Source organism: Nocardioides psychrotolerans (genome assembly GCF_943371775.1).
Lineage (GTDB): Bacteria > Actinomycetota > Actinomycetes > Propionibacteriales > Nocardioidaceae > Nocardioides > Nocardioides psychrotolerans_A.
This window is the reverse complement of the sequence record NZ_CALRWD010000070.1, coordinates 1-26,237: the sequence shown is the minus strand read 5'-3', so window position 1 is coordinate 26,237 and position 26,237 is coordinate 1. Positions and strand designations below refer to the sequence as shown.

25 protein-coding genes, 1 pseudogene and 1 riboswitch are annotated in these 26,237 nt (G+C 70.2%); of the genes and pseudogenes, 9 read left to right on the top strand and 17 right to left on the bottom strand.

All coding sequences use genetic code 11. The features are described from left to right. From AAG827_RS17350 to AAG827_RS17340, 3 genes and pseudogenes are all read right to left on the bottom strand, one after another. Positions 1-676, bottom strand: a pseudogene (locus tag AAG827_RS17350) (ubiquinol-cytochrome C reductase); the annotation flags it as partial. After that, positions 673-1,479: a cytochrome c gene (locus AAG827_RS17345; protein ID WP_341927441.1), complete on the bottom strand. Its 807-nt coding sequence runs from the start codon at positions 1,477-1,479 to the stop codon at positions 673-675. The gene AAG827_RS17345 and the pseudogene AAG827_RS17350, both read right to left, overlap by 4 nt. 89 nt (positions 1,480-1,568) lie before the next feature. Beyond that, complete coding sequence (locus tag AAG827_RS17340; protein ID WP_341927440.1) at positions 1,569-2,189, bottom strand: heme-copper oxidase subunit III; 621 nt, start codon at positions 2,187-2,189, stop codon at positions 1,569-1,571. Between the two features lie 98 nt (positions 2,190-2,287). Here AAG827_RS17340 and AAG827_RS17335 point away from each other — a divergent pair, with 98 nt between their 5' ends. Beyond that, positions 2,288-3,250: a cytochrome c oxidase assembly protein gene (locus AAG827_RS17335; protein ID WP_341927439.1), complete on the top strand. Its 963-nt coding sequence runs from the start codon at positions 2,288-2,290 to the stop codon at positions 3,248-3,250. Here AAG827_RS17335 and AAG827_RS17330 read toward each other — a convergent pair. Beyond that, positions 3,234-4,508, bottom strand: a complete 1,275-nt coding sequence (locus tag AAG827_RS17330) for a hemolysin family protein (protein WP_341927437.1) — start codon at positions 4,506-4,508, stop codon at positions 3,234-3,236. The genes AAG827_RS17335 and AAG827_RS17330 overlap by 17 nt on opposite strands. An 86-nt stretch (positions 4,509-4,594) precedes the next feature. Between AAG827_RS17330 and AAG827_RS17325 the strand changes: the two genes are divergently transcribed. Further along, a complete protein-coding gene (locus tag AAG827_RS17325) occupies positions 4,595-5,002 on the top strand; it encodes a hypothetical protein (RefSeq protein WP_309647476.1) in 408 nt (135 codons plus the stop codon). A gap of 22 nt (positions 5,003-5,024) precedes the next feature. After that, the gene (gene trpD, locus AAG827_RS17320; RefSeq protein WP_341927436.1) at positions 5,025-6,050 is read left to right on the top strand and encodes an anthranilate phosphoribosyltransferase; all 1,026 of its coding nucleotides are present in this window, start codon (positions 5,025-5,027) and stop codon (positions 6,048-6,050) included. Between the two features lie 19 nt (positions 6,051-6,069). Here trpD and AAG827_RS17315 read toward each other — a convergent pair whose 3' ends face one another. Genes AAG827_RS17315 through AAG827_RS17300 form a run of 4 tightly spaced genes read right to left on the bottom strand, consistent with a single transcriptional unit; the run spans position 6,070 to position 10,110 of the window. Further along, complete coding sequence (locus AAG827_RS17315) at positions 6,070-6,693, bottom strand: YgjV family protein (protein ID WP_341927435.1); 624 nt, start codon at positions 6,691-6,693, stop codon at positions 6,070-6,072. Positions 6,694-6,706: 13 nt separating this feature from the next. After that, the gene (locus tag AAG827_RS17310) at positions 6,707-6,985 is read right to left on the bottom strand and encodes an Lrp/AsnC ligand binding domain-containing protein (RefSeq protein ID WP_341927434.1); all 279 of its coding nucleotides are present in this window, start codon (positions 6,983-6,985) and stop codon (positions 6,707-6,709) included. Beyond that, positions 6,982-8,691 carry a DEDD exonuclease domain-containing protein gene (locus tag AAG827_RS17305; RefSeq protein WP_341927433.1) on the bottom strand — a complete coding sequence of 570 codons (1,710 nt, stop codon included), beginning with the start codon at positions 8,689-8,691 and terminating at the stop codon, positions 6,982-6,984. Before AAG827_RS17305 ends, AAG827_RS17310 begins: the two co-directional genes overlap by 4 nt. A gap of 57 nt (positions 8,692-8,748) precedes the next feature. After that, positions 8,749-10,110, bottom strand: coding sequence for a hypothetical protein (locus AAG827_RS17300; protein WP_341927432.1), 1,362 nt, complete (start codon positions 10,108-10,110; stop codon positions 8,749-8,751). A 117-nt stretch (positions 10,111-10,227) separates the two neighbouring features. Between AAG827_RS17300 and AAG827_RS17295 the strand changes: the two genes are divergently transcribed. The 5 genes from AAG827_RS17295 to AAG827_RS17275 all read left to right on the top strand — a co-directional run bounded on the left by AAG827_RS17295 (position 10,228) and on the right by AAG827_RS17275 (position 14,493). Beyond that, positions 10,228-10,479: a hypothetical protein gene (locus AAG827_RS17295; protein ID WP_341927431.1), complete on the top strand. Its 252-nt coding sequence runs from the start codon at positions 10,228-10,230 to the stop codon at positions 10,477-10,479. Between the two features lie 68 nt (positions 10,480-10,547). Beyond that, on the top strand, positions 10,548-10,754 hold the full coding sequence (locus AAG827_RS17290; RefSeq protein WP_309646980.1) for a hypothetical protein: 207 nt from the start codon (positions 10,548-10,550) through the stop codon (positions 10,752-10,754). Between the two features lie 79 nt (positions 10,755-10,833). After that, a riboswitch (cyclic di-AMP (ydaO/yuaA leader) is annotated at positions 10,834-11,009 on the top strand. Positions 11,010-11,061: 52 nt separating this feature from the next. Further along, entirely contained in the window at positions 11,062-11,997 is a 936-nt protein-coding gene (locus AAG827_RS17285; RefSeq protein ID WP_341927429.1) for an NlpC/P60 family protein, read from the top strand. Positions 11,998-12,034: 37 nt separating this feature from the next. Beyond that, complete coding sequence (locus AAG827_RS17280) at positions 12,035-13,258, top strand: hypothetical protein (RefSeq protein ID WP_341927428.1); 1,224 nt, start codon at positions 12,035-12,037, stop codon at positions 13,256-13,258. Beyond that, positions 13,255-14,493, top strand: coding sequence for a M48 family metalloprotease (locus tag AAG827_RS17275; RefSeq protein ID WP_341927427.1), 1,239 nt, complete (start codon positions 13,255-13,257; stop codon positions 14,491-14,493). The genes AAG827_RS17280 and AAG827_RS17275 overlap by 4 nt, the downstream gene beginning before the upstream one ends. 288 nt (positions 14,494-14,781) lie before the next feature. On the opposite strand, the gene AAG827_RS17270 is transcribed toward AAG827_RS17275, so the two are convergent. From AAG827_RS17270 to AAG827_RS17230, 9 genes are all read right to left on the bottom strand, one after another. Continuing rightward, complete coding sequence (locus AAG827_RS17270) at positions 14,782-14,982, bottom strand: Flp family type IVb pilin (protein ID WP_341927426.1); 201 nt, start codon at positions 14,980-14,982, stop codon at positions 14,782-14,784. 185 nt (positions 14,983-15,167) lie between these two features. Further along, a complete protein-coding gene (locus tag AAG827_RS17265) occupies positions 15,168-15,821 on the bottom strand; it encodes a response regulator transcription factor (RefSeq protein WP_341927425.1) in 654 nt (217 codons plus the stop codon). Beyond that, positions 15,818-17,395 (bottom strand): sensor histidine kinase, encoded by a 1,578-nt coding sequence (locus AAG827_RS17260; RefSeq protein WP_341927424.1) that lies wholly within the window; start codon positions 17,393-17,395, stop codon positions 15,818-15,820. Before AAG827_RS17260 ends, AAG827_RS17265 begins: the two co-directional genes overlap by 4 nt. Positions 17,396-17,405: 10 nt before the next feature. Then, complete coding sequence (locus tag AAG827_RS17255; protein ID WP_341927423.1) at positions 17,406-18,329, bottom strand: type II secretion system F family protein; 924 nt, start codon at positions 18,327-18,329, stop codon at positions 17,406-17,408. Between the two features lies 1 nt (position 18,330). Beyond that, positions 18,331-20,235 carry a type II secretion system F family protein gene (locus tag AAG827_RS17250; RefSeq protein WP_341927422.1) on the bottom strand — a complete coding sequence of 635 codons (1,905 nt, stop codon included), beginning with the start codon at positions 20,233-20,235 and terminating at the stop codon, positions 18,331-18,333. 6 nt (positions 20,236-20,241) lie between these two features. Next, positions 20,242-21,756, bottom strand: coding sequence for a CpaF family protein (locus tag AAG827_RS17245; protein WP_341927421.1), 1,515 nt, complete (start codon positions 21,754-21,756; stop codon positions 20,242-20,244). A 6-nt stretch (positions 21,757-21,762) separates the two neighbouring features. Then, positions 21,763-22,950 carry an AAA family ATPase gene (locus tag AAG827_RS17240; protein WP_341927420.1) on the bottom strand — a complete coding sequence of 396 codons (1,188 nt, stop codon included), beginning with the start codon at positions 22,948-22,950 and terminating at the stop codon, positions 21,763-21,765. A gap of 4 nt (positions 22,951-22,954) precedes the next feature. Next, positions 22,955-23,677 (bottom strand): Flp pilus assembly protein CpaB, encoded by a 723-nt coding sequence (gene cpaB, locus AAG827_RS17235; protein WP_341927419.1) that lies wholly within the window; start codon positions 23,675-23,677, stop codon positions 22,955-22,957. Between the two features lie 180 nt (positions 23,678-23,857). Then, the gene (locus tag AAG827_RS17230) at positions 23,858-25,654 is read right to left on the bottom strand and encodes an AMP-dependent synthetase/ligase (protein WP_341927418.1); all 1,797 of its coding nucleotides are present in this window, start codon (positions 25,652-25,654) and stop codon (positions 23,858-23,860) included. Positions 25,655-25,781: 127 nt separating this feature from the next. Here AAG827_RS17230 and AAG827_RS17225 point away from each other — a divergent pair, with 127 nt between their 5' ends. Beyond that, positions 25,782-26,228, top strand: coding sequence for an SRPBCC family protein (locus tag AAG827_RS17225; RefSeq protein WP_341927417.1), 447 nt, complete (start codon positions 25,782-25,784; stop codon positions 26,226-26,228). Positions 26,229-26,237 lie beyond the last annotated feature (9 nt).

The window sequence follows — 26,237 nt, the reverse complement described above, 5'->3', positions numbered from 1 at the left end:
CGGCGAAGATGATCTCGGGCTCGGCGTTGACGAGGTCGCCGATCTCGATGTCGGCGACGTTGATCGGGGTGCCGACAACGTCGCGGACGATGCGCATGCGCGGCTTCCAGACGGTGGAGTAGAGCTTGTCGCCGGGCAGCGGGCCGAGGTCGCGCAGCATCACCACGGCCGGGAGGCCGAGCAGGCCGACCGCGCCGAGCAGAGAGTTGCGCACCAGCGGGCGACGACCGATCCCGGACTCCTCGAGGCCGAGGTTGAGGGCCTCCAGCGTGCCCTCACGGTCCTCGTCGGAGGAGCGGGCCGGGTGGCGCATCTCGACGATCTCGTGGTCGCCCATGAGCTTGCGGGCCCACTGGATGATGCCGACGCCGATGAGCAGCAGGGCCATGCCCAGCGTGGAGCCCAAGGCGATGTTGGAGGCGCCGAACCCGGCGAACGTCGTGTGGTTGTCACCGACCTTCAGGGTGAAGTAGGACACCATGAAGAGCAGGACGAAGACCGAGGACAGCATGAACATCGACGCGACCTGGCGCTCCGCGCGCTTGGCCAGCCGCTCGTCCACGTCGGTGGGACGCCACTGGTGTGGCGGCAGCCCCGGGTCAGCGATGGCGGGGACGTTGCCCGTGCCAGGACCCTCAGTCTTCACCGGGGTCTTGTCGTCGTGTGCGTCGCTCACGCGTCCGCTCCCTTCGTGGGCTGCTTGGTCGTGCGCGTGGTGTGGGCCGCGATCCAGATGGCGAACCCGACCAGACCGCCGACCCCGACGACCCAGCCGAACAGGCCCTCGCTGACGGGACCGAGCCCGCCGAGGCCGAACCCGCCGTACTCGGGCTGGTCACGGATGGTCTCGATGTAGGCGATCACGTCGCGCTTCTCCTCGGGCGAGAGATTGCCGTTGGAGAACGAGTCCATGTTGCCAGGACCGGTCAACATCGCCTCGTAGATGTGCTCCGGGGTGGTGTTGAGGATGCTGGGCGCCTGGCCACCGCGGGGCATGGCGCCGCCGTTGCCGTTGAAGTTGTGGCACGCGGTGCAGTTGGTCAGGAAGATCTGGCCACCGCGGGAGATGGCCTCCTCGCGGTCGGCGTCGCTCATGCCCTCGAGGCTGTAGTCGCTCTCGTTGGGGATGGCAGGGCCGGGGCCGAAGGTGGCGACGTACGCCGCCAGGGCGGCCGTCTCCTCCTCGTCGAAGACCCGCGGCTTGACCGCGCTCTGCTGACCCGGCTGGGCCATCGGCATGCGGCCGGTCGCGACCTGGAAGTCGACGGCTGCGGCGCCGACACCGGCCAGCGGGGGGCCGTACTGCGTGCCGTTGGCCGTCACGACGCCTTCGCCGTTCTTGCCGTGGCAGAAGGCGCAGCTGACGAGGAAGAGCTCGCGGCCCTCGGCGACGAGGGCGTCGTTGCTCTCCGCCGAGCCGGCCTGGGCCGGCGCGAACGCGGAGTAGAGGCTGCCCGTCAGGACGAGGCCGAGGAGCATCAGGACGAGGCCGGCCAGGCGACCCCGGCGGTGCCGGGAGAGACGACCTGCGGTTCGGTTCAGGAGGCGCACGTGGGAGTCCTTGCGGGTCACTTGATGAGGTAGATCGTGGCGAACAGCCCGATCCACACGACGTCGACGAAGTGCCAGTAGTACGAGACGACGATCGCGCTGACCGCCTGCTCGTGGGTGAACCTGCGGGCGATGTAGGTGCGGCCGAGCACGAAGAGGAAGGCGATCAGGCCGCCCGTCACGTGGATGCCGTGGAAGCCCGTGGTGAGGTAGAACATCGTGCCGTAGGCCGAGTCCGGGATCGTGATGCCTTCCTGGATCAGCTCGGCGTACTCCACGGCCTGTCCGGCGATGAAGATCGCGCCCATGACGTAGGTCAGGATGAACCACTCGCGCAGGCCCCAGCCCTTCAGGCTGAAGACCGAGCCCTTGCGCCCGACCTGGCCGCGCTCGGCGGCGAAGACGCCCAGCTGGCAGGTCAGGGAGGAGAGCACCAGGATCGTGGTGTTGATCGCCGCGAACGGGACGTTCAGCACCTCGGTGTTCTGGGCCCAGAGGTCCGTGCTCACCGCCCTGATGGTGAAGTACGACGCGAAGAGGGCGGCGAAGAACATCAGCTCACTGGAGAGCCAGATGATCGTCCCCACCGCGACCATGCTCGGGCGGTCGTGGTGCCCGTGAAGTCGTGATGCCGGAATAGGTGCTGGAGCAGTCGTCGCCACGCGTTCATTATGTCTGGCACCTGGTGCTGAGGGCACCCCGACCCCCTCACTAAGAGGGTCATAAACTTCACATCGTGTCCGGACCGCTGATCATGACCGCTCTCTCGGGCTCCGAGACCCTGCCGGCGCCCACCTTCGCGGGCTTCTTCACCCAGTGGTCCTTGGCGCCCCTTCCCCTCGTGATCACCGTGTGGGGGGTGGGGCTCTACCTCCTGGGCGTCGTCACGCTGCGTCGACGCGGTGACCGCTGGCCGGTGGGTCGCACGATCGCCTTCGTCGGCGTCGGCATGGGCGCCTTCTACATCGCCACGTCGTCTGGTCTAGCCGCCTACGACACCACCCTGCTGAGCATGCACATGGTGCAGCACATGGTGCTGTCGATGGTCGTGCCGCTGGCCCTGGCGCTCGGCGCGCCCATCACCTTGGCCCTGCGCACGCTTCCCGCCGCACCGCGGCGCTGGCTGCTCGTCCTGCTCCACTCGCGGGTGGCGAAGGTGCTGTCCTTCCCGCCTCTGACATTCCTTCTCTACGTGATCTCGCCGTGGGCGCTCTACTTCTCCGGCTGGTACGACGCCTCGCTCGACTCCGTCTACGTCCACGAGATGATGCACGTGCACCTCGTGGCCGTCGGGACGCTCTTCTTCTGGCCGCTGATGGGCATCGACCCGCTGCCCGGGCGCGTGGGCTACCCGTTCCGGGTGCTGCTGACGGTGCTCACCCTGCCCTTCCACGCGTTCCTCGGCGTCACGATCATGGGGCAGGAGACGCTGCTCGGCGGCGACCACTACCCCTCGCTCGCCGACGGGCCGATGGGGGCGTGGTTGCCGGACCCCTTCGACGACCAGCAGCTGGCCGGGGGCATCCTCTGGGGCGCGGGCGACCTGGTGGGGTTGACGTTCTTCGCCGTGCTGTTCGCCCAGTGGGTGCGCCAGTCGATGCAGGAGGCCAAGCGGGAGGACCGCCGCCTCGACCTGGCCGAGCGCCGTGAGGCGCGCGCCGACCGCGAGGCCCGCGAGGCCCTCACTCGGGGCGAGTGACCTCGATCCGGGTGACCCGCAGGGCCGCCATCTCCACGACCTCGAGCCGCACCTCGTCGACCACGGTGGCGTCCCCGACCTCGGGGATCCGGCCGAGGCGGGCGATCACGAACCCCGCCACCGTCTCGTAGTCGCCGTCGGCCAGCTCGACCCCCGTGCGCTCGGCGAAGTCCTCGATGGTGAGTCCGCCGTCGACGATGGTGGAGCCGGGCAGGTCGGTGTCGCCGCGCTCGGGGGAGTCGTACTCGTCGCGGATCTCCCCGACGATCTCCTCGACCAGGTCCTCGAGGGTGACGATGCCGTCGGTCCCGCCGTACTCGTCCACGACGACCGCCAGGTGCGTGCCGCCCTGGCGCATCGTGGCGACCGCGGGCAGGACCAGGTTGGTCGAGGGCAGCATCAGCACCTCGCGCTGGAGGTCGCGGACGACGCGGGCGTCCTCGGGCTGGAGGTCCAGCAGGTCGCGGACGTGCAGGAAGCCGGTGACGTGGTCGAAGCCGCCCTCGATCACGGGGTAGCGGGAGAAGGGGCGGGCCCGCACGAAGTCGATGGCCTCGCGCAGCGGTGTGGCCGCCTCGATGAACGCGACCTCGCTGCGCGGTCGCATCGTCTCCTTGAGCGTGCTCTGCCGGGCCGCGAACACGTCGCCCAGGATCTGGCGCTCCTGCTCACCGAGCGCCTCGTGGGTGGAGACGATGTCGCGCACCTCCTCCTCCGAGAGCTGCTCGCTGGCGGCGGTCGGGTCGCCTCCGAGCAGGCGGACCAGGGCGTTGGTGGACAGGGAGAGCACCCAGATGAAGGGACGCATCACGGTCGCGAAGCGGTCCAGCGGCGGTGCGACGACCAGGGCGAACGGCGCCGACTTCTGCAGGGCGAGCCGCTTGGGCACGAGCTCGCCGAGCACGAGGGAGAGGTAGGCGATGAGGAGCGTCATGACCACGAGGGCCACCGTGTCGGCGGCTCCGTCGGGCAGGCCGAGGTCCACGAGGTAGGGCGCCACGTCGGGCGCGAGCGTCGATCCGCCGTACGCCGCCGAGAAGAAGCCGGCCACGGTGACGCCGATCTGGACCGCGGCGAGGAACCGGTTGGGGTTGCGCGCCACCGAGGCGACCTTGGCGCCGCGGCTGCCGGAGCGCTCCAGCTGGGTGAGCTGGCTCTCGCGCAGCGACACGAGGGCGATCTCGGTGGCGGCGAAGACACCACCGACGATGACGAAGAGCAGCACCAGGCCGAAGTTGACGAGAGTCTGGAGGTCCATGATGCGGGGGACGGTAGCGACGCCACCTGAGAGCATGCTGGACGTCACATGGGCCCGGGCCGTCGGCGAGGGATAGCATGCCGAGCATGAGCGACTCGACGAACCGCAAGCTCAAGGTCCTGGTCTACAGCGACGACGTCAACGTGCGGCAGCAGGTGATCCTGGCCCTGGGACGTCGACCCCACCCGGACCTGCCCGAGCTGACCTACGTCGAGGTGGCCACCGAGCCGGTCGTCATCCAGAACATGGACGCGGGTCACATCGACCTCGTGATCCTCGACGGTGAGGCCGTCCCCGCCGGCGGCATGGGCATCGCCAAGCAGCTCAAGGACGAGATCTACCAGTGCCCGCCGGTCATCGTGCTGACCGGCCGGCCGCAGGACGCCTGGCTGGCGACCTGGTCGCGGGCCGAGGCCGCCGTGCCCCACCCCATCGACCCGATCCAGCTGGCCGAGTCCGTGATCGCGCTCCTGCGCGCTCGCGTGCCTGCCTGACCTCCCTCCCGGAAGACCGCACATGACCACGTGGCCCGACGTCCTGTCTGCCCTCGTGGCGGGCCAGGACCTGTCCGCCGACCAGACCGGCTGGGCGATGGGCGAGATCCTCGACGGCCAGGCGACCGAGGCGCAGATCGCCGGCTTCGCGGTCGCGCTGCGGGCCAAGGGCGAGACGATCGAGGAGGTCCTGGGCCTCGTCGAGGCGATGTACGCCGTCGCCACCACGATCAGCGTGCCCGGCCGCACCCTCGACGTGGTGGGCACCGGAGGCGACCGGTCGATGTCGGTCAACATCTCGACCATGTCGGCGATCGTGGCGGCCGGCGCCGGGGCGAAGGTCGTCAAGCACGGCAACCGCTCGGCCTCGTCCAAGTCCGGCACCGCCGACGTCCTCGAGATGCTCGGGGTGCGCCTGGACCTCCCCCCGGCGCGGGTCGTCGAGGTCGTCGAGACCGCCGGCATCACCTTCTGCTTCGCCTCGGCCTTCCACCCCGCCCTGCGCCACGCCGCGGTGCCGCGGCGTGAGCTGGGCATCGGCACGACCTTCAACCTGCTCGGCCCGCTCGCCAACCCCGCTCGCCCCGGCGCGCAGGCCATCGGCTGCGCCTACGACGGCAAGGCCGAGCTCATGGCCGGCGTCTTCGCGCGCCGCGCCGTCGACGCCTGGGTCTTCCGCGGCGACGACGGTCTCGACGAGCTCACCGTGTCGACCACGTCGTCGGTGTGGGTCGTCCATGACGGCGTCGTCACGACGACGACGGTCGATCCACGCGAGCACGGGATCTCGCTCTCGCCCGCGGAGGCGCTGAGGGGTGGCGGTCCTGAGCACAACGCGGACGTCGTACGACGGGTGCTGGCGGGTGAGGCCGGCGCCCCCCGTGACGCCGTGCTGCTCAACGCTGGCGCGGCGCTGGCGGTCTACGACAACCCGGGGATGTCGCCCCAGGAGGCGCTGGCGCTCGGCATCGACCGGGCCCGCGAGGCCATCGACTCCGGCGCTGCCGCGGCGACGCTCGAGCGGTGGATCGCTGCGTCGTCCGCCTGAGGCTGCTCCTGCGTCCGACCTAGAGGTCGAGCACGAACTCGCGACCGTGGGGACGGAAGCCGACGTGCTCGTAGTAGGCGCTCACCATCTGCGGTGAGGTGAGGACATGGTGGTAGCCCAGGTCCTTGAGCACGGTGCTGCGGCGCCAGACGAACTCGCCGGGGGAGAAGTCGCGATACTTCGGCGTGACGTAGTCGAGCTCGATCCGTGCGGTGTCGCCGTCGCCGCGCAGCAGCACCACTCCCACCGTCTCGTCGAGCTTGACGATGACGAAGGCGTGCTGACCCTCGTCGGGCCGCGTGCCGAAGTCGGGCTGGAACTTCCTGATGTCGGCCTCGTGCGTCCTCAGGACGTGCCGGAGGTATTCGTCGTCGAGCCCGACCTGCACCACCTCGAACGCCGCCTCGTCGTGCCGCTCGCGGGTCAGGCGCACGATGAAGACCAGGTTGATCACCGCCAGCACGGCGTTCATCCCCACCATCGGCCACACGCCGAGGAAGGCGTTGAACACCAGCAGGATCAGGCACGCCACCAGGTTGAGCGTCCGGAAGCGCAGCACCCGCGCCTGGAGCAGGGAGAACACCAGCAGCGCGCTGCCGCCCCAGCCGAGGACGTCGAGCCAGTGGTCTGCGAGCCAGGTCATCCCGGCAGGCTACTCAGTCCAGCCCGAGCGAGAACGCCGACTCCAGGTCGTGCCGCGAGTAGGCCCGGAACGCGATGTGCGTCTCGGTGTCGGTGACGCCTGGGACCTTGTTGAGCTGGTCGGCGACGACGGTCGCGACGTCGTCGTGGTTGCGGACCCGGACCAGCGCTATCAGGTCGATCTGGCCGGTCACGGAGTAGACCTCGCTCACACCATCCAGGGCGGCGATCGCTTCAGCCACCTCCGGGATGCGAGCGACGTCGGCCTTCACGAACACGATGGCGGTGATCATGGACGCGAGCCTAGTGCCCCCTCAAGCAGCCGGGTGGCTCCCTGGACCGGGCAGGTCCACTCGCCGTCTACCTCGATGAGCCGGATGGTCGGGGACTCCAACCAGCGGAGCAGCCGCTCGGTCTCTTCTGCCGTGGCCGCCGGGAGCGGGCCGTGCGAGGGGAGCACTGTCTCGGCCGAGTCCTTCAGCGAGGCCACGAACGCAAGGGCGTCTGCGCCGGGGGGGATCACGCCAGCCGCGGCCAGGCGTCCGTAGCGCATGACGTGGACCACCCACCGACCGTCCTCCTCGCGTCGGCCTGCGACCACCTCTGGACACCGGGTGAGCGATGTCAGACGTTGAGTGCGGGCGGCGGCGCGGACGAAGGAGGCCAGCCGGTCGCGATGGACGCCGGCTTCCTCGAAGCGCTCGTCCTCGGCCAGAGCCGCCATGCGGTGGCTGACCAGCTCGACGACCTGGTCGGGGTGCCGCAGGAGGGTGTCGCGGAGTTGGCGCACGACTGCTGCGTAGGAGTCGTGGTCGACGCTGCCGTCGCAGGGGGAGAGGCAGCGTCCGAGCTCGGCCAGCACGCACGCCGAGCGTGACGGGGACAGCGCGAGGCGGTCGGTGCACTGACGGATCGGGAACGTCTCGTGGAGGGCCGCGAGGCACTTCTCGGCCATCGAGCGGGAGCCGAAGGGGCCGAGGTAGTCGGCGTCGTCGTCGAGAACCTTTTTTACCAGCGACAGACGAGGCCAGGCCTCCCTGGTCAGCTTGACGAAGGTGACCTTCTCGGGGAAGCGCGAGCGCCGGTTGTAGCTCGGCTTGTGCTCGGCGATCAACCGCAGCTCCCTGACCTCGGCCTCCAGCGGTGTCGCGCACTCGATCGCCTGGACGGTCGAGGCTAGGCGGACCATCTCGCCCATGCGGGAGCGGGTCTCGGAGGCCGTGAAGTAGGAACGGACGCGGGTGCGCACGTCGCGCGAAGTCCCGATGTAGAGGACACGGGAGGCGTCGTCCTTGAAGAGGTAGACACCCGGCGAGTGAGGAAGGCCGTCCGCGAGGTGACGCTTGCGGCGCTGGGTGGCTGAGACCCGCGAGGAGTAGGTCTGGAGCTCCTCGAGCGTGTGCACTCCTTGCGTGCCGAGCCGCTCCATGAGCCCGTAGAGGACGTCGACGGTGGCCCGAGCATCGGAGAGCGCCCGGTGGTTGGGCGTGGTGGTCGCGCCGAACGCGCGGGCCAGGGAGGAGAGCTTGCAGTTGGGAGCGTCGTCGCGGGTGATCACCCGGCGGGCGAGCTTGGCGGTGTCGACCACCTCGAACGCCGGCCACGGGCGCGACTGGGCCTCGGAGAAGTGACGCAGGAACCCGACGTCGAAGGGCGCGTTGTGGGCGACCAGGACCGTGCCGGCGGCGAACTCAAGGAACGCAGGCAGGGCTGACTCGATCGGGGGAGCGTCGACGACCATCGAGTTGGTGATGCCCGTGAGGACGGCGATGAAGGCAGGGATCTGCGTCTCCGGGTTGACCAGGGTCTGGAACTCGCCCAGCACCTCGCCACCACGGACCTTCACCGCGCCGATCTCGGTGATCATCGAGCCTGCGGCCGCCGAGCCGCCGGTGGTCTCCAGGTCGACCACGGTGAAGGTGATGTCGCGCAGCGGACGGCCCAGCTCGTCGAAGCTCCGCTGGGACTCCCAGCGGGAGGGGTGCACCGCGTGGCTCATGTCGATGACCGTAGGGCGCGGCACCGACAGTGGGGTGGAGCCGCGCGGACGGACGAGTCAGGCGTCGGCAGTCTCCGGCACGTGCCTGGCTCGCGCGTGCTGACCGACGATCCGTGCGGCGAGGAGGACGAGTGCGAGGCAGAGCGCGAGCCACGTCACCACCGGGATCGGAAAGGTGCGCAGGGCGAGTGCCAGGGAGTTGTCAGTCCATGACTGGTCGTCGCGGAGGAAGTAGCCCTCGGCGAACGCTCCGAACGAGATTGCGCCGAGCTGGACACCGATGACCGGGGTGGCCACCCACCACTCCCACGAACGCATCCGTGTCGCCGCGATGGCGAACGCCGGGAAGAGACAGACGAGCAGCTCGAGCGTGAGCCGGTAGCCGTAGAAGCCGGAGCCGCCTGGGAAGAGGTTCAGGAAGCCCTGGACCAGGGTGTAGGCGACGCCTGCCAGAGCGAGCACGCGGGTCCAGTCGGGCAGCGAGCGCCAGGAGCGGAAGACGGCCGGCGCCAGCACGAGGAGCAGGGGCGTCCAGACAAGGATCCCGCGGTCGGGCGAGACCCAGAGACCCAGCTGGTTGACCAGGTGGTCGGTGAGCGACTTGTCGGCTGCTGCGCCGGCGTACGCCGGGCCTGAGGGATAAGGGCCCTGGGGGCTCCACTCGCCGTACATCCAGCGGCTCCAAGCCGCGGCGAGGACCATGAAGGACACGCTCGTGATGCCGACCTCGAGGGCGATCCTCGGACGACGGCGCCACAGGGCCAGGCCCAGACCCAGGATCGCGACGACGAGCGCCATGTGCAGGCGTCCCCACAGGGCGAGACCACCGAAGACGCCGACCAACCACCACCGTTCACGTGTGGTCGCCCACGACATCCCGGCGATCCCGATCACCGTGAGGCTGTGGGTCCAGAGGCTGTTGGCGTTGACGGTCCACATCGGAGTCGTCAGCCCAAGGGTGAGGACCATCAGGGCGGCGACGCCGTCGGACATGTGGAGGCGGAGCACCAGCCAGAGGAGGAACAGGGTCACGGTGGCGAGCAGTGCCGCCGTGAGGGCGCCTGGGAGCAGCGAGAAGTCGGACGGATCGGTCCCGCCCTGGCGCCGCAACACATAGCCAGGCACGCCGACGGCGATGGCCCCGGGGGAGCGGAAGACCGCGACGTGACCGTTGCCTGCGACGCCGGTCCAGAGCTGTTGGTCGGGACCCGTCGGGATCTCGTCGAGGGGGAAGTCGTCGAACCAGGGCTGACCCGTGGTGCCGATCCGCCAGGCTGCCAGGGAGGCGGAGAGCACGTCGTTGACGACCCGGTCGCGTGCGGTCGTGGCGGCGTAGAGGATGAAAATCCCGAGCCCCGTGAGCGTCACCAACCACGGACGGCTCTTGAGTGGACGAGCGGATCCAGGGGGGCGGTTCACGACGAGTCCTCGGTGTCGGCTGGGGGCTTGCGGAGAAGTATGGGTGGCGCGCGCGTTCGTGCGGGTCGACTTCAGTCGATCGGCGCGCCGTTCGCCTGCGCGGCTATCGTTCGGTGGGTGACCTCGCTTCCTGACGCCGCCCACCGCTGGCGCTGTGGTGGCTGCGGCAACCTGACGCGCTTCGACGTGACGCGGACACGGCGTACGCAGGAGTTCTGGCACTTCGACCTCGCGGGAGAGCACCGGGTCGAGGAGGTCGAGGTGCTCGGCGAGGACGTCGACATGGTGACGTGCCGCTGGTGCGGCCGCAGCGACGCGATCGAGCTGGTCGCGCGCAACGACGCGGACCCCGCGACCGACCCCTCCTGAGGGGGCTCTGGGACGACGCCGCCATGACGTCGGGGTCACTGTCGGTGGGCCCTGCGAGCCTGGTGGGCATGACAACGAGAATCGACTGCGACACCTGCGTGGTGCGCGGCCTCGCATGCCACGACTGTGTGGTGACCGTGCTGCTCGGGCCGCCGCCCGAGCTGACCTTCGACGACGACGAACGACGAGCGCTCGACGTGCTTGCCGCCGGGGGGCTGGTCCCACCCCTGCGTCTGGTCCAGTCGGTGGTGACCCCGCACGTCGAGTCGGCCTGAGACCGGAGTTGGCCAGGCGGTGGGGCGGCGACTAACCTGACCCCTCAGGCATTCGTGGAAGTGGGCCACCAGGGTCCGCGCGAAGGCCGCGTCGAGTTCTGGGTCGCCCTCGGGCGTCCGGGAGCCGGGGAACCAACTCATCTGGGGTGGATCTCCCGCAAGGCGTCACGTGCAGGACTGCGTGGCTGGAGCGGGAGTAAGGCAAGTCGTGCCTGAACCCGTCAGCTCACCCGGTAGGCGTACGACACGCAAGGGAGACCGCCCGCTCGTGCGGAAGCGACTCATCACGGCCTTTTCGGCCCTCGCGATGGCCACTGCCATCGGGCTCGTCCCCACCACGTCGGCGCAGGCCGAGCCGGAGATCAGTGACGTGCAGGCGCGCGTCGACCGGCTCTACCACGAGGCCGAGCAGGCCTCGGAGCGCTACAACGACGCCAAGATCGAGCTGGACGCGCTCCAGCGAGACCTCGACTCCCTGCGTGCCGACCAGGAGCGCCAGGACGCCGAGCTCGGCGACGTCCGCGAGCAGGTCCAGGACTCGCTCCTGCGCCAGTTCGAGGGACAGGGCATCTCCGCGGTCGGCGAGGTCTTCGTCTCCGACGACCCCGGCGCCTTCCTCTCGCAGCTCTCGACGATGTCGACCTACGACAACTACCAGGACGCGCTGCTCGATGACTACGCGACCGAGGTCAAGGCCCTCGACATCCGCCAGTCGGCCACCAACACGCGCCTGAGCCAGGTCGCCGCGACCGAGGAGAAGCTCAAGGCCGAGAAGGCCACGATCGACGACAACCTCGCCGAGGCGGAGGGTCTGCTCGAGGACCTGAAGGAGGAGGAGCGCGCGGCGATCCTCTCCCGTGGGTCGACCGCCGTGCCCTCCGACGTCCCGGCCTCGGGCCGCGCCGCCGCAGCCGTCGCCTACGCGATGGCGCAGGTCGGTGACTCCTACGTCTACGGCGCCGCCGGCCCCAGCGCGTTCGACTGCTCCGGCCTGACCATGATGGCCTGGGCTCAGTCGGGCGTCGCGCTGCCGCACTCGTCCTCCATGCAGTACAGCTCCGGCTCGCGCGTCTCGTCGAGCGACCTGCAGCCCGGCGACCTGGTGTTCTACTACAGCCCGATCAGCCACGTCGGCATGTACATCGGCAACGGCATGATCGTGCACGCCGCCAACCCGAGCTCGGGGGTCGAGGTCTCCGAGCTCTACTCCATGCCCTACGTCGGCGCGGTCCGTCCTGGCTGACGCACCCACCCCGAGAACCGGTCGCCCACGTTGGTGGGTGGCCGGTTTTTCGCTGCTGGTGCTCGTCGCGGCGGGTCTCGTCGCCTGGTCGGTCGGCGGGTCCGACACCTACGTCGCGCCTCGTCCCGGGCAGGCCGAGGCTCGGGTCAGCCCGGCCGAGGCGTCGCGGGCGCTCAGCCTGCTCGTCGAGGCGGTCGAGGGCCGCGATGCCGCAGCCGCAGCGGCGCTGGCCCCCGAGGACGACACGGTGGCGGTGGAGCTGCTGGGCTCGGTCGCGACCAACGCCGAGGCCCTCGACGTCGAGGACTTCGCCCTGCGCTTCATCGACGTGTCCGGGGCCATCGGCGCCGACGGCACCTGGACAGCGGCCGTGGACGCCGCCTGGGCCTTCGGCGGCTTCGACCCCGGCCCCGCGCGGGCCGAGGTCCTGGTGCGCTTCGCCAGTGCCGGCGGAGAGACCTCGATCATCGACATCGGCGGTGGGGACCGGGTGACCCCGCTCTGGCTCGCTGGTCCCGCGACCGTCCGGCAGACCTCGGACGTGCTCGTGCTGGCCGAGGGCACAGGTGCCGCCGTGGCACGATCGGCCGACCGCTACCTCGCCCGAGGACGTGCCGCCCTCCCCGTCGTACGCCGGGTGCTGCCGCAGTGGCGAGGACCGCTGGTCCTCGAGGTGCCGGCCACCGAGCAGCAGTTCGACCGGACCCTCGACGCCGAGCCGGGGGCCTACTCCGGGATCGCTGCCGTGACGGCCAACCCCGACCTGTCCAGCGCACCGGGGGCACCGGTGCACGTCTTCATCAACCCCGGCCAGTTCGACGGCCTCCGGGCGCAGGGGGCGCAGATCGTCATCACCCACGAGGCGGCGCATGTCGCCACCGACGCCGCGGCCACGCGCTCGATGCCGCAGTGGCTGCTGGAGGGCTTCGCCGACTACGTCGCCCTGCGCGACGTGCCGCTGCCCGACAGCCGCACGGCGGCGCAGGTGATCGAGCAGGTGCGTGATGACGGTCTCCCGGCCACCCTGCCAGGGCTCACGGAGTTCGACGCGACGACCGGTCATGCCGGAGCGGCCTACGAGGCGGCCTGGATCGCCTGCCGCGTGCTGGTCGAGCGCGGGGGTGAGGACGCGCTCGTGCGGTTCTATGACAGCGTCAAGGACGGAGCGGCGGTGGACGCGGCGTTGCGGGAGACGTTCTCGTGGGACGAGCAGCAGCTCGTCCGGGCCTGGCGGACCCGGCTGTCAGACTTGGCGGCGTGACGAGCCCGGATCGCAGGACCGCCCTCGGTGTCGTGATGGTGGGGGGCTTCGTGTTCGTGGCGCTCGCAGCGCTGCTGGTGCCGTGGAACCCCGTGCCCGGGGGTGACCTCCGACCGCTGGATCCGAGCGCGGTCTTCACCGCTGACCAGGTCGCTCGAGCGGAGGACTACTCGCGGTGGGCCCGGACGCTGAGCTATGGCTCGCTGGTGGTGTCGCTGCTCGTCGCCCTGTGGCTCGCGTTCAGTGCTCGAGGCCGGCGGTGGTTCTCCCGGCTGCCTGGCCCGTGGGTGATCCAGGTCGTCCTGGCGGTCGCACTCGTGGAGGTGTTGCGCCGGGTGATCACGCTGCCGTTCGCGGTGCTCCTGCGACGCGAGCAGCTCGAGGTGGGTCTCTCGACGCAGGCCTGGGGCAGCTTCGCCGTCGACCTCGTCAAGGGTGAGCTGGTGAGCATCGTCGCCACGTCGCTGGGACTGGTCGCGCTCATGGCGTGCGCCCGTCGCTGGCGCCGCGCATGGCCGGCGGTCGCCGGTGCCGTCCTGGGGCTGCTGGTGCTGCTCGGGTCGTTCGTCTACCCGCTGCTGATCGAGCCGCTCTTCAACGACTTCCGGGAGCTGCCGGACGGTCCGCTGCGCACGGAGATCATGCAGCTCGCTGACGAGGAAGGCGTGCAGGTCGGTGACGTGCTCGTCGCCGATGCGTCCCGTCGCACGACGACGTTGAACGCGTACGTCTCCGGCTTCGGCAGCACGCGGCGGGTCGTCGTCTACGACACGCTCGTCGACGGCCTGCCGCGCGAGGAGGCGCTGTCGGTCGTGGCGCACGAGCTCGCACATGCACGTCACAACGACGTCGTCGTGGGAACGGTGCTCGGGGTGGCCGGCACGCTGGTGGGAGTGGGGCTGCTGTCCCTGGCGCTCGGGGGGCTCCGACGCCGCGGCCACCCTGGGCTGGCCGACCCTGCGGTCGTGCCCCTGGTCCTGGCGCTGCTCGCTCTCGGGACGCTGGTGAGCGCTCCGGTGCAGAACACGATCAGCCGTCAGGTCGAGACCCGCGCCGACGTCGATGCGCTGCGCACCACCGGAGATGCTGAGGCGTTCATCGGGATGCAGACGCAGCTGATGCTGCGGTCGCTGGCCGACCCGACGCCGTGGGCGCTCACGCAGTTCTGGTTCGGCAGCCATCCCAAGGGACTCATGAGAATGGCCCTCGCCGAGCGGATCGCGGGCGACGGGTAGTCGCTGTGATCCGGCCGGCGAGGGCCAGTTCTCATCGGGGACCGAGGGGTGTAGCCGATCAACAGGAGGCGGACACAGTGGCCTGAGCGTCGACAGCATCACACGTGTCTGTAAACAGGGACTTGACTGGACCGCCGAACGCGAAAACGGCAACCGCAATCACGGCCGCAATCCCGGAGATCAGGAGTCCGTATTCAACACTGGACGCCCCCAGACTTGATGATCTTCCGCGATCTGCGCGCCGGGAACAAAGCATGTCAAGCACGGCTTCCCGAAGCAGAGCGTTCGTCAGCTGCAGGTAGCAGTTGCGTCAATCGCAGTACAAGTCTCCGAGAATGCGTCTCGGACGACCGGGCCCAGCGCGAACACGGCCACGACGATGAGCGCCGCGATGCCGGCGATGAGCAGGCCGTACTCGACGGCGGAGGCGCCGCGCTCCTCCATGGCGGAGAGGCGGGCGTCGAGGAGAGCGCGGAGGTACGTGATCATGGGGAGCTCCTAAAGCGAAGGATCGGTGGTCCACAGGGAGAGGACCGCACACCCAGAATCATGGTGGGAGGGGGATGGTGGCCGGATCCTGCTAAGAGATCAACCCCACTAGTCACAATTGACTAGCCCCACCCCAGGAAGGATGAGTTTGCCCATACCTGCCTGGGTATTCGTGGAAGTTGTGCTTAGCGCTCGGTCGGCGAGATGCTCGACAGCAGCCCGATCCGCATGGCGGTGACGAGGGCCTGAGCGCGGTTGGAGGCGCCCAGCTTCTGATAGATCCGGGCGATGTGGGACTTGGCCGTGGACTCGCTGAGGTAGAGCTTGTCGCCGATGGCGGAGGCGCCCAGGCCGTCGGCGAGGAGCAGCAGCACCTCGTGCTCGCGATCGGTCAGCTTGGTCGACTCCGAGGCCTGGCGGCGCATCATCGCGCCGACGAGGCCCGTGCAGACGAAGGACCGGGGGGAGACGGCGGCGTGGCGGGCGGCCTTGACGACCTCCGACGACGGGGCGTCCTTGCCGACGAAGCCGGAGGCGCCGGCCTGCATGGCCGCGAAGATCTGGTCGTCGCCGGAGTGCATGGTGAGCACGATCAGGCCGGCGGTGTCGCTCTTCTTGCGGACCGTGCGGACGATGTCGAGGCCGGTGCCGTCCTGGAGCTGGAGGTCAGCGATGACGACGTCGGGGGAGAGGGCGTCGTACTTGCTGAGGGCTTCGGAGACCGTGGCGGCGACGCCCACGATGCTCATGTCGTCCTCGAGGTCGATCACCCCGGCCAGGCCGTTGCGGATCAGCTCGTGGTCGTCGACCAGCAGGATGCGGATGGGGCCGTCGCTCATGCGCTCACCTTGTCAGAAGTCGGGGTCGCGGTCGACGCGCCGGGCCGCGACGGGATCGCGCCGGAGCCGCCGACCTCCACCGAGACCGTCAGCCCCCCGTGGGGGTTGTCGGAGATGGTGAGGTCGGCGCTGATCAGCTCGGCCCGCTCGCGCATGATCTTGAGGCCGTGCGAGTCGCTGCGGGCCTGCTGCAGCCCGAGGCCGTCGTCGGAGACGGTGATGCGCGCGCGGGGGGCGTAGACCTGGCAGACCACGTCGATCGAGGTGGCCTGGGCGTGCTTGACCGCGTTGTTCATCGCCTCCTGGGCGATGCGGAAGAGCTCGGCCTCGATCTCGGCGCGCAGGCGGGTGGTGTGCTCGTCGAGCGTGACCGTGATGGGGACACCGGAGACCTCGCTGAGGTGTCGGGCCACGGAGCCCACGGCTGCCCCGAGGCTCTCGCTCTCGCCGACGCTGGTGCGCAGGGTGAGCACCGACTGGCGCACCTCGGCGACGACCGCCGAGATGCGGTCGCGGAGCATCGCCAGCTGCTTGGCCTGCTCGGGCGACGCAGGTCGGGCCGCGAGGGCGTCGACGACGTAGCCCAGGGACGCGATGTCCTGGGCGATCCCGTCGTGCATCTCGCGGGCCAGCCGTCGGCGCTCGTCGGCGGTGGCCGCGTCGCGGAAGTCGGTGAACAGCAGCGCGGTGTCGAACTGGACGGCACGACCGGCCAGGCTGTCGACGACGTCGTCGATCCCGGACAGCAGCCCCTTGTCGACCCGCTCGGACAACGTGCCGGCGACGACGGCGGTGTCTCCGAGCGGGAAGGCGAACGTGCGGTCCTCGGTGACGGTGACCGAGCGAGCCCAGGACTCGGCGGCGAGCCGCTCGGCGTCCTCGAACCCCTCGATGGCGTCGGTCGACTCGGTGATCAGCGGGATCAGCGTCTCGCCGCGGGGCACGTAGAGGACCAGGACCTCGGTCGGCAGCTGGTCGCGGACCCCGCTGAGGATCGCGCCGCCCATCGAGTTGACGTCGAGGCCGGAGCTGAGGCCGGCGGACAGGTCGATGAGCTCGCGCAGCAGGCTCTGCGCGTAGCGGTAGGGACCGACGGGGTCGGGGTCCTCCAGCAACGTGGAGCGGACGAAGGTCGCGACGAAGCCGACGCCGATGCTGGTCACGGTCCACGTGAAGGCTCCGAGGCTGACCTCGGCCGTGAGGTCTCCCTCGAGCACCAGGTAGGCGACGCCGACGACCGCGGCGAGCTGGGCCGAGGCGGAGAAGGCGACACCCGACAGTCCGCGGTGCAGGCCGGCGATGAAGGGCGGCACGGCCATGGCGGCCAGCACCCCGAGGGTGGACTCGAGGGCGATGCCGCACAGGGCCCCGACGGCGAGGGACTCGATCATCGAGACCAGCGGGTTGTAGCGCCCCCGGTGGGTCACGACCTGCATGACGGCCCACAGCAGGGCGAAGGCCGGCAGCGTCAGCATGGCGACCGGGTCCTCGCTGTAGATGACGGGACCCGTCATCGCCGCGAGGACGAAGAAGCGCGCAGCCATCGTCAGGCGGTTGAGCTGCCGTGCGCGCATGCCGACCCCTTTAACCGAAGCTGTCCAGGATGCTGATGACGGCCGGCCCCATGACCGCGATGAACAGACAAGGCAGGATACAGAAGATGAGAGGCACCGTGATCTTGACAGGCACCTGCTGCGCCTTGGTCTCGGCGCGCTGACGGCGTTTGACCCGCATCTCCGACGACTGCACCCGCAGCACGGAGGCGACCGGGATGCCGAAGGCGTCTGCCTGCACCATGGCGCTGACGAAGGCCTTCACGTCGGGGACGGTGGTGCGCTCCGACAACGCGCGGAGGGCACCCGAGCGGCCCTGGCCGATCTGCATCTCGCGCAGCACCCGGGAGAACTCCTCGCCGAGCGGTCCCTCGGTGTTGCGGGCCACCTGCTGGAGGGCGGCATCGAAGCCGAGGCCGGCCTCGACGCTGATCGTGAGCAGGTCGATGGCGTCGGGGAGCTCGCGCTCCATCTTCTGGGAGCGGTCGTAGGTGGCTTGGTAGAGGTAGAGGTCGGGCACGAAGAAGCCCAGGACCAGGCCGCCGAGGGTCATGAGCAGCCGCAGTGGCAGCCCGACCCCGAGGACCAGGGAGAGGGCCAGCCCGACGACGGCCAACGCGATCGCGCCGATGACCTTGCCGGAGACGACGCGATCGACGCTCCAGTCGCGGGGGTTGCCGGCGAAGTCGAGCTTGCGGCGCACCCGCTCGGCGGAGTCGGCCCCGGTGAGCCTTCGCCCCATCCGGAGGGCTCTCGCCTGGAGCGGCTCGAGGACCCGCTCGCCGAAGGGCCGGTCGAGCTCGGAGGTCATCTCCTGCGGCGCGCTGTCCATCGCCTGGATCAGGGCCAGCGAGCGGGTGACCCCGCCCTCGGGACGCGCCGGACCGATGGCCATGCCGATGAGGACGATGGCGGCGACGAAGAGCATCACGCCCATGACCAGCAGCAATGTCATGTCACACCTCCACCTTGACGAGCTTGCTCATCCAGAACGCCCCGAGACCGAGGAGGGCGCCCGCCATGGCCAGCATCAGCCACCCGCGCGGGTCGGTGAAGAGCACGATCACGTAGTCCCGCTGGGCCACGAGCAGGTAGAGCAGGAACAGCGGCGGCAGGCCACCGAGGACGTACGCCGACAGCTTGCCCTCGGCGGACAGTGCGGCGACCTGGCGGCGCATGTACTCGCGCTCACGCATCGTGGCCGCGACCGTGTTGAGCAGCTCGGCGAGGTTGCCCCCGACCTGGCGCTGGATCTTGATCGCCATGACCACCCAGGCGAAGTCCTTGCTCTCGAAGCGCTCGGCCACGCCCTCCAGCGCGTCCTCCAGCGAGACGCCGAGCCGCGTCTCGACCAGCACCCGCTTGAACTCCGACGAGACCGGCGCGTTGCCCTCGCGCACGATCGTGTCGACCGACTGGGCCAACGAGAGGCCGGCGGACAGCGAGCCCGACATCAGCTGGAGCGTGTCGGGCAGCTGCGAGTTGAACGCCTTGCGACGACGGCTCTTGCGCAGCCCGAGGTAGACCCACGGGCCGACGGCACCGAGGAACAGGAAGAAGATGCCGAGCAGCAGGCTGCCGCGGCCGAGCAGCAGTCCCACGAGCCCGGCGGTGACGAAGATCGCGGCGTGGACGAGCAGCCACTCCGATGCCTTGAGCTCGCTGCCGGCGGCGTCGAGGCGAAGGCTGATCCGGTCCTCGAGGCCCTTGTTGCGCCGCAGCATCTCGGCGGCCGCCTCCTTGGCCTGGGTCAGGGGCTGCTCCGACTCGGGCTTGGTGGCCGTGGCGTCGCCGGGGCGCGCGGTGTAGAGCGAGACACGCTCCTCGACCGACAGTGGCCGGGTGCGGCGGGGGACCAGGAGGAGCAGGAGCAGCGCCAGGCCGAGGGCGAAGACCGCGATGCCGGCGTACTTGACCCAGGCGCCGGGGGTCCAACCGCCGTCGGACGAGGAGCTCGGGCCAGCGGTGCTGACCTCGCCCTGCACCGTGGTGAAGGCGGCCGCGACGACGGGTCCGGTCGACGTGCCGAGCGTGACCTCGACCTGGGCCTGGGCCGCGGTGACCGACGACGGCACCTGAACGGTGACGAGGACCTGGCGGGCCAGGACGTCGGCCTCCTGCGAGAACGTCTCCTGGAGCGCCTCGGGGGTGGCGGCGATGACCCGTCCCTCGCCGGCGGCGGCGAGCTCCTCGAGGGCGGCGACCGCGTCGCCGCGCTGCCCGAGCGACACGACGTCGACCAGGATCTCGGCGTCGCTGATGGAGCGGGTGACGGAGTCGAGAGGCGTGGTGCTGGTGTCAGCGCCGTCGGAGAGGACCAGCAGCGAGCGCTGCCCCTCGCTGCCGGCCATCGCGACGGCGCCGAGCACCCCGTCGTAGAGCCGGGTCTGCTGGGTGAGCCCGAGGGCCTCGACCACCGCGACCGCTGCGGCGCGGTCCTGGGTGGGTGCCAGGCTGGCGGTGACCTCGGCGGCGAAGCTGACGATGCCGACGTAGACGTCGTCGGGCACCGTGTCGAGGAAGGCCAGGGCCGCGGCCTTGGCCGAGACGAAGCGGTCTCCCTTCATGGAGTTGCTCGTGTCGATCGCGAGCACGGCGGTGCGTCGGACCTGCGTCGCGCTCGCGGCGGGCGCGGCCGCGGCGTCGGCGCTGGTGCCGTCGACGGTGACGGTCACGTCGGCGAGGTCGACGTCGACGTCCGCGGGGACCGAGACCAGCACCTGGAGCCCGGACGAGGTCGGCTCGGCGTGCGCGATCGTCCCGTCCGCTGCCCGTGCACCGGTCGCCGCGAGCAGCACCAGCAGCCCGGCGACCAGGGTCGTCGGGAGCAGGGAGCGGAGGCGAGGCGATCGACGGGGCATCAGGGCCTAGATCCGGTCGGTGTGGAAGAGCATCGGGTCGACGGTGACGTTGGAGTAGGCCATCTTCTCGAGGAACTTGGGGCGCAGCCCGGTGGAGCGCAGGCGCCCGAGCGTGCGGCCCTCGCCGTCGAAGCCGGCGCTGTTGTCGAAGACGAAGATGTCCTGGAGCGTGATGACGTCACCCTCCATGCGCTCCACCTCCGTGATGTGGGTGATGCGCCGAGAGCCGTCCTTGAAGCGGGTCTGGTGCACGACCAGGTCGACGGCGGAGGCGACCTGCTCGCGGATCGCGCGCACCGGCAGGTCCATCCCGGCCATCAGCACCATCGTCTCCATGCGCGAGAGCGTGTCGCGGGGTCCGTTGGAGTGCAGCGTGCAGATGGAACCGTCGTGACCGGTGTTCATCGCCTGGAGCATGTCGAGCGCCGAGGCGTCGCGCACCTCGCCGACGATGATCCGGTCGGGTCGCATGCGCAGGCTGTTCTTGACCAGGTCGCGGATCGTGACCGCGCCCTTGCCCTCGATGTTGGAGGGCCGTGACTCCAGGCGCACCACGTGGTCCTGCTTGAGCTGGAGCTCGGCGGCGTCCTCGATGGTCACGATGCGCTCGTCGTCGGGGATGAAGGACGACAGCACGTTGAGGGTGGTCGTCTTGCCGGCGCCCGTGGAGCCCGAGACGATGATGTTGAGGCGTCCGCGCACGCAGGCGTCGAGGAAGTCGGCGGTCTGCGGCGACAGCGACCCGAAGGTGATCAGGTCGCTGACGGTCAGCGGATCGGTGGCGAACTTGCGGATCGTCAGCGCCGAGCCGTCGACGGCCAGGGGTGGCACGACCGCGTTGACGCGGCTGCCGTCGGGCAGACGGGCGTCGACCATGGGGCTGGACTCGTCGACGCGACGACCGATGCGCGACACGATCTTGTCGATCGTGCGCCGCAGGTGGGCCTCGTCGGCGAAGGTCGCGTCGGCGGGCTGCAGCCGGCCGTTCTTCTCCAGCCAGATGCTGTCGGGCCCGTTGACCATGACCTCGGAGACGTCGGGGTCGCGCAGGTAGGGCTCGATCGGGCCGTAGCCGAGGATGTCGTCGCTGATCTCCTGGGTGACGCGGGCCCGGTCGCTGCCGCTGAGCGGCCGGTCCTGCTGGCCGAGCACGTCGGCGAGCACCGCGCGCACGCGCTGGTCCAGCTCGTTCTGGTCCATGTCGGCGTCGTAGAGGTGCGGGCCGAGCTGCTTGAGCAGCTCGACGTGGACGCTGGACTTGAGCTCCTCGATGCGGTCGTGCTGCGACACCGCGAGCGTACGACGTTGTCCCGGCGTCGGCGCTGCGGCCTTCGGGGGGACGCGACGCGCGGCAGCGGCGACCGCGGCGGCCGCGCCGGCGGGGTCGAGGCTGAGGGTGCCGGTGGCCGTGTCGGTCGCCGGGTCGGTCGCGGTCTCGGGCGCGGCCGCTCCCTCGACGGGCTCGGACCCGGTCGCGCTGGACCGGCGGGCTGCCGCCAGCCGGTCGGAGAGGCTACTCATGAGCGGTCACCGCTTCCTCCTGAAGCGTCCACGGCGCACCGGCTCCTCGACCAGGGCGGGGGCGGCGTCGCCCCCGGCCGGGGCGGAGACCGGCACACCGGCCAGGCGGCCGGCGAGTCCCATGATCGCGGCGCTGGACGGGTGCTGGGGCTTCTCGCTGACGATCGGGTTGCCGGCGTTGGTGGACGCGGCGATGTCGATGGACGTGGCGACCTGGGCCGCGATGCTCATCCCGAGGATCGCCTCGACCTTGTCGGTGCTGATGCCGACCAGGTCGTCGGCCCGGTTGAGCAGCAGGTGCCGGTGCCCCCGCGCGATGTCGAGCATCTCCAGGGTCTCCATCGCGACCTTGACGTTCTTGAGCGTCGGCACGTCGAGGGTCGCCACGATCACGCACTCGTCGCTCTCCTCGAGCGCCGTCAGGGTGACGTCGTCAAAGGCCGGAGCGGTGTCGACGACCACGTAGTCGAAGCTCTCCTTGAGCGTGCGCAGGACCCGGAGCACCAGCGCGGCACTGACCCGGTCGCGCACGTCGGGGTGCGACGGCGCCGCCAGCACCATCAGCGAGTCGTGGTGGCGCGTGAGCAGCCCGTCGAGCATCGCGATGTCGATGGAGTCCTCGGAGCCCACCGCCTGCTCGATCGAGTGCGTGGGGAAGAGCTGCATGGTGATGGCGACGTCGCCGAAGGCGAGGTCGAGGTCGACCAGGCACACCCGGCGCGCACCGCGCTCGGTCAGCGCCAGCGCCAGGTTGACCGACATCGTGGTCTTGCCGACGCCGCCCTTGGGGGAGAAGACGGTGACGACCCGACCGACCTGCCGGGCGCCGGAGGGGCCGCGCAGCGCGGTGAAGAGCTCGTGCGAGCGGGCGACGGCGGACGTGACGGCCCCCAGGTCGTCCGCGGGCACGACGTCACGCGCGCCTGCCTTCATGGCGCGGGCCAGCACGGAGGTCTCGAGTGCCTGGCGCACCAGCACCACCGTGATCGTCGGGCGGGAGACCCGCAGGTCCTCGCACACCGACACCGCGGTGTCGAGGTCGAGGCTCGGGCCGAGGACCACGACGTACTCGTCGGAGTGCTGGTCCAGCCAGGCGTGCATGCGGTCGGGTGCGACGACCGCCTGGGCGCCCGGAGGCATCGCGGTCAGCAGCGTGGTGGCCGTGGGGCTGTCGGACTCGACGAGGACGGGCATCAGGTCACCGGAAGAGATTCTCGAAGATGACGCCGGGGTCGGAGTCGACCTTGCTGCTGTCGGAGAGGAGGCCGAAGACGAGCTCGCCGTTGCGGTCGGCGTAGATGGTGCGCTCGACCTCCTTCTGGTTCAGCGCGAGGGTCAGCAGGGTCCGGGGGAGCTGCTCCACGGTCTGCGCGCCGCTGGGGTCCTCGGTCGTGGTCGTCGTGACCTGCGTGGTCGAGCCGGTGCCGAGGACGAGGACCCGCTCGTGCAGGATCCGCGCGACGTTCTGGCCGGTGCGGGGATCGAGGCCGTACCAGTAGATCGTCACCTCGGCGCCGGGGTTGACGAAGCCCGCGACCCGCTCGGGGTCACCGAGGTCGACGGTGATGGCCTGCTGGCCCTCGGGGATGGGCAGCGTCGACGTCGCCTCGACGTCGGTGGCCGCGCCGAACTTGGCGGGCAGCAGCTGCTCACCGGGGTAGATCGTGGTCAGGGCGACCAGGTTGGTGAAGACCTCGCCGTCACCGGTCGCGCCGGGCACGACGCTGGTGGAGGTGACCTCCGACTGGATGATCTTGCCGGCGGCCAGCGCGGCGGCGACGGTCTCGCCGCTCTCGATCTGCTGCGTCGCGACCAGCACCTGCACGGTGTCGAACTTCTCCTGGGCGCGGTTCTCGGCGCCTTGGGCGTAGAGGAAGACGAGGGCGACCCCCAGAGCGGCGACGACCGCGGCGGCGACCATGAGAATCCTGCGACGATCCATAACGATGGTGCCTCTCCCTGACCAGGACCGGAGCACGGTCCATCTGTCACCCGCACAGCGAAGTGACCTCCACAGGCCACTTCGGCTGCTCGACAACAGACTTTAGGGCTAGGAGCGTGTTGCTCGTGGGGTAACCCGAAATTGCGAGATCCGGGCGTGTCAGGGCAGGTAGAGCGCCGCGATCTCGTCCTTGCACTCGCGCATGACGACGTTGCGCTTCAGCTTGAGGCTGGGCGTGAGCTGACCGCCCTCCTCGGTCCAGTCGTCCGGCAGGATCGTGAACTTGCGGATCGACTCGGCCTTGGAGACCGCCTTGTTGGCCTCCTCGACGGCCGCCTCGACCTCGGCGCGCAGGTCGGGGTCGTCGACGTGGTCGGCGATGGAGCCGCTCTTGCCGTGGGCCGTCGCCCAGGCAGGGAAGGTCTCCGGGTCGATGGTGACCAGCGCACCGATGAAGGGCTGCCGGTCGCCGACGACGATGCACTGGCTGACCAGCGCGTGCGCGCGGATGCGGTCCTCGAGCGGCGCCGGGGCGACGTTCTTGCCGCCGGCCGTCACGAGGATCTCCTTCTTGCGCCCGGTGATCCGCACGAAGCCCTCGTCGTCGACCTCGCCGACGTCGCCGGTGTGGAACCAGCCGTCGCGCTCCATGGCCTCGGCCGTCGCCGCCTCGTTGTCCCAGTAGCCGGCGAAGACCTGGCCTCCCTGGAACAAGAGCTCGCCGTCGTCGGCGACCCGCACGGCCGTGCCCGGGATCGGGCGACCGACGGTGCCGATCTTCATCGCGTCGGGGAGGTTGACGGTGAGGGCACCCGTGGTCTCGGTGAGCCCGTAGCCCTCGAGGATCGTCAGCCCGATGCCGCGGTAGAAGTGGCCGAGGCGGTCGCCCAGGGGTGCGCCACCGGAGACCGCGTGGACGCAGTGGCCGCCCAGCGCGTCGCGCAGCTTGGCGTAGACGAGCCGGTTGAACAGCGCGTGCTGGGCCTTGACGGCCAGGGAGGCACGCCCGCGGCCCGGGTCCTGGGCGCGTGACCAGCTGATGGCGGTCTCGGCCGCGCGGCCGAAGATCGCGCCCTTGCCGTCGGCCGTGGCTTTCTGCGACGCGGTGTTGAAGACCTTCTCGAAGACCCGCGGCACCGCGAGGATGAAGGTGGGCTTGAACTCCTGGAGGTCGTCCAGCAGGTGCTTGATGTCGGAGCTGTGCCCCAAGCGGGTGCGGGTCTTGATCGCCCCGACCTGGATGATCCGCGCGAAGACGTGGGCCAGCGGGAGGAAGAGCAGCGTCGAGCCCTCCTCGTCGCCGAACAGCGCCTCCAGCTCGTCGACCGCGACACCGAGCTCGAACATGAAGTTGCCGTGGGTGAGCATGCAGCCCTTGGGCCGCCCGGTCGTGCCGGAGGTGTAGATCAGGGTGGCGAGGTCCAGCGGCGTCGCCGTCGTACGACGGGTCTCGAGGTCGGCGTCGGAGACGTCCTCGCCGAGCCGGGACAGCACGCCGACCGCGTTGTCGGTGATCGACCAGACGTGGTGGAGCGCGTGGAGACCGGCGCGCACCTCGGTGATCCGCGCCAGGTGGGCCGGGGTCTCGGCGACGACGGCCGTGGCGCCGGAGTCCTCGAGGATCCACGCGACCTGCTCGGCCGAGGACGTCTCGTAGATCGGCACCGTCACCGCACCGGCGAACCAGATGGCGTAGTCGAAGAGCGTCCACTCGTAGCGCGTCTTGGAGATCAGGGCGACCCGGTCGCCGGGCTCGATGCCGGCCGCGAGCAGCCCCTTGGCGACCGCACTGACCTCGGCGAGGAACTGCGCGGCCGTGACGTCCTCCCAGCCGTTGCTGCCGGGGCGGCTGAACGTGACCGCGTCCGCGGCGTCGCGGGCGTTGGCCACGACGTCGTCGGTGAGGTTGCCCGTCGCCGGGATCTCGATCGTCAAGGGCGTCGAGAACTCGCGCACTCTTCCTCCTGGGGCTTGCCATGTGACCGACAGGGCAGGCTACCGCCGACCGACCCGGCGCCCTCCATCCGGTAGCATCGCGCATCCGATCCGCCCACGCTCCCGGGAGCCAGCAAGGGGTTTCACGATGGCCGAACAGACCACGTCCTCCATCGTCGTCGACGCCCCTCCGGCCGACGTCATGGCGGTCATCGCCGACTTCCCGGCCTACCCCTCGTGGGCCAAGGGCGTCACGGTCTCCGACGTCCGCTCCTCCTACGGCGCCGCCCAGGGCGGTCGCGCCGAGCAGGTGTTCTTCGCGCTCGACGTCTCGCCGATCAAGGACGAGTACACCCTCGCCTACGTCTGGGACGGCGACCACGAGGTCACCTGGACCCTGGTCGAGGGCAAGATGCTGCGCTCCCTCGACGGCGCCTACGTGCTGCGCGACCTCGGCAACGGCTCCACCGAGGTGACCTACCGCCTGGCCCTCGACGTGTCGATCCCGCTGATCGGCATGCTCAAGCGCAAGGGCGAGAAGATCCTGATCGACACCGCGCTGAAGGGTCTGAAGAAGCGCGTCGAGTCGCTCTGACGCGTGCGC

Excerpts from the sequence above, each read along its gene's own strand:
- AAG827_RS17330 (WP_341927437.1), bottom strand. The coding sequence starts at position 4,508 with ATGGACCTCCAGACTCTCGTCAACTTCGGCCTGGTGCTGCTCTTCGTC.
- AAG827_RS17255 (WP_341927423.1), bottom strand. The coding sequence starts at position 18,329 with ATGACATTGCTGCTGGTCATGGGCGTGATGCTCTTCGTCGCCGCCATC.
- AAG827_RS17285 (WP_341927429.1), top strand. The coding sequence starts at position 11,062 with ATGGCCACTGCCATCGGGCTCGTCCCCACCACGTCGGCGCAGGCCGAG.
- AAG827_RS17325 (WP_309647476.1), top strand. The coding sequence starts at position 4,595 with ATGAGCGACTCGACGAACCGCAAGCTCAAGGTCCTGGTCTACAGCGAC.
- AAG827_RS17315 (WP_341927435.1), bottom strand. The coding sequence starts at position 6,693 with ATGACCTGGCTCGCAGACCACTGGCTCGACGTCCTCGGCTGGGGCGGC.
- trpD (WP_341927436.1), top strand. The coding sequence starts at position 5,025 with ATGACCACGTGGCCCGACGTCCTGTCTGCCCTCGTGGCGGGCCAGGAC.
- AAG827_RS17225 (WP_341927417.1), top strand. The coding sequence starts at position 25,782 with ATGGCCGAACAGACCACGTCCTCCATCGTCGTCGACGCCCCTCCGGCC.
- AAG827_RS17270 (WP_341927426.1), bottom strand. The coding sequence starts at position 14,982 with ATGATCACGTACCTCCGCGCTCTCCTCGACGCCCGCCTCTCCGCCATG.
- AAG827_RS17310 (WP_341927434.1), bottom strand. The coding sequence starts at position 6,985 with ATGATCACCGCCATCGTGTTCGTGAAGGCCGACGTCGCTCGCATCCCG.
- AAG827_RS17250 (WP_341927422.1), bottom strand. The coding sequence starts at position 20,235 with ATGCCCCGTCGATCGCCTCGCCTCCGCTCCCTGCTCCCGACGACCCTG.
- cpaB (WP_341927419.1), bottom strand. The coding sequence starts at position 23,677 with ATGGTCGCCGCCGCGGTCGTCGCCGCTCTGGGGGTCGCCCTCGTCTTC.
- AAG827_RS17265 (WP_341927425.1), bottom strand. The coding sequence starts at position 15,821 with ATGAGCGACGGCCCCATCCGCATCCTGCTGGTCGACGACCACGAGCTG.
- AAG827_RS17245 (WP_341927421.1), bottom strand. The coding sequence starts at position 21,756 with ATGAGTAGCCTCTCCGACCGGCTGGCGGCAGCCCGCCGGTCCAGCGCG.
- AAG827_RS17260 (WP_341927424.1), bottom strand. The coding sequence starts at position 17,395 with ATGCGCGCACGGCAGCTCAACCGCCTGACGATGGCTGCGCGCTTCTTC.
- AAG827_RS17345 (WP_341927441.1), bottom strand. The coding sequence starts at position 1,479 with ATGCTCCTCGGCCTCGTCCTGACGGGCAGCCTCTACTCCGCGTTCGCG.
- AAG827_RS17305 (WP_341927433.1), bottom strand. The coding sequence starts at position 8,691 with ATGAGCCACGCGGTGCACCCCTCCCGCTGGGAGTCCCAGCGGAGCTTC.
- AAG827_RS17240 (WP_341927420.1), bottom strand. The coding sequence starts at position 22,950 with ATGCCCGTCCTCGTCGAGTCCGACAGCCCCACGGCCACCACGCTGCTG.
- AAG827_RS17290 (WP_309646980.1), top strand. The coding sequence starts at position 10,548 with ATGACAACGAGAATCGACTGCGACACCTGCGTGGTGCGCGGCCTCGCA.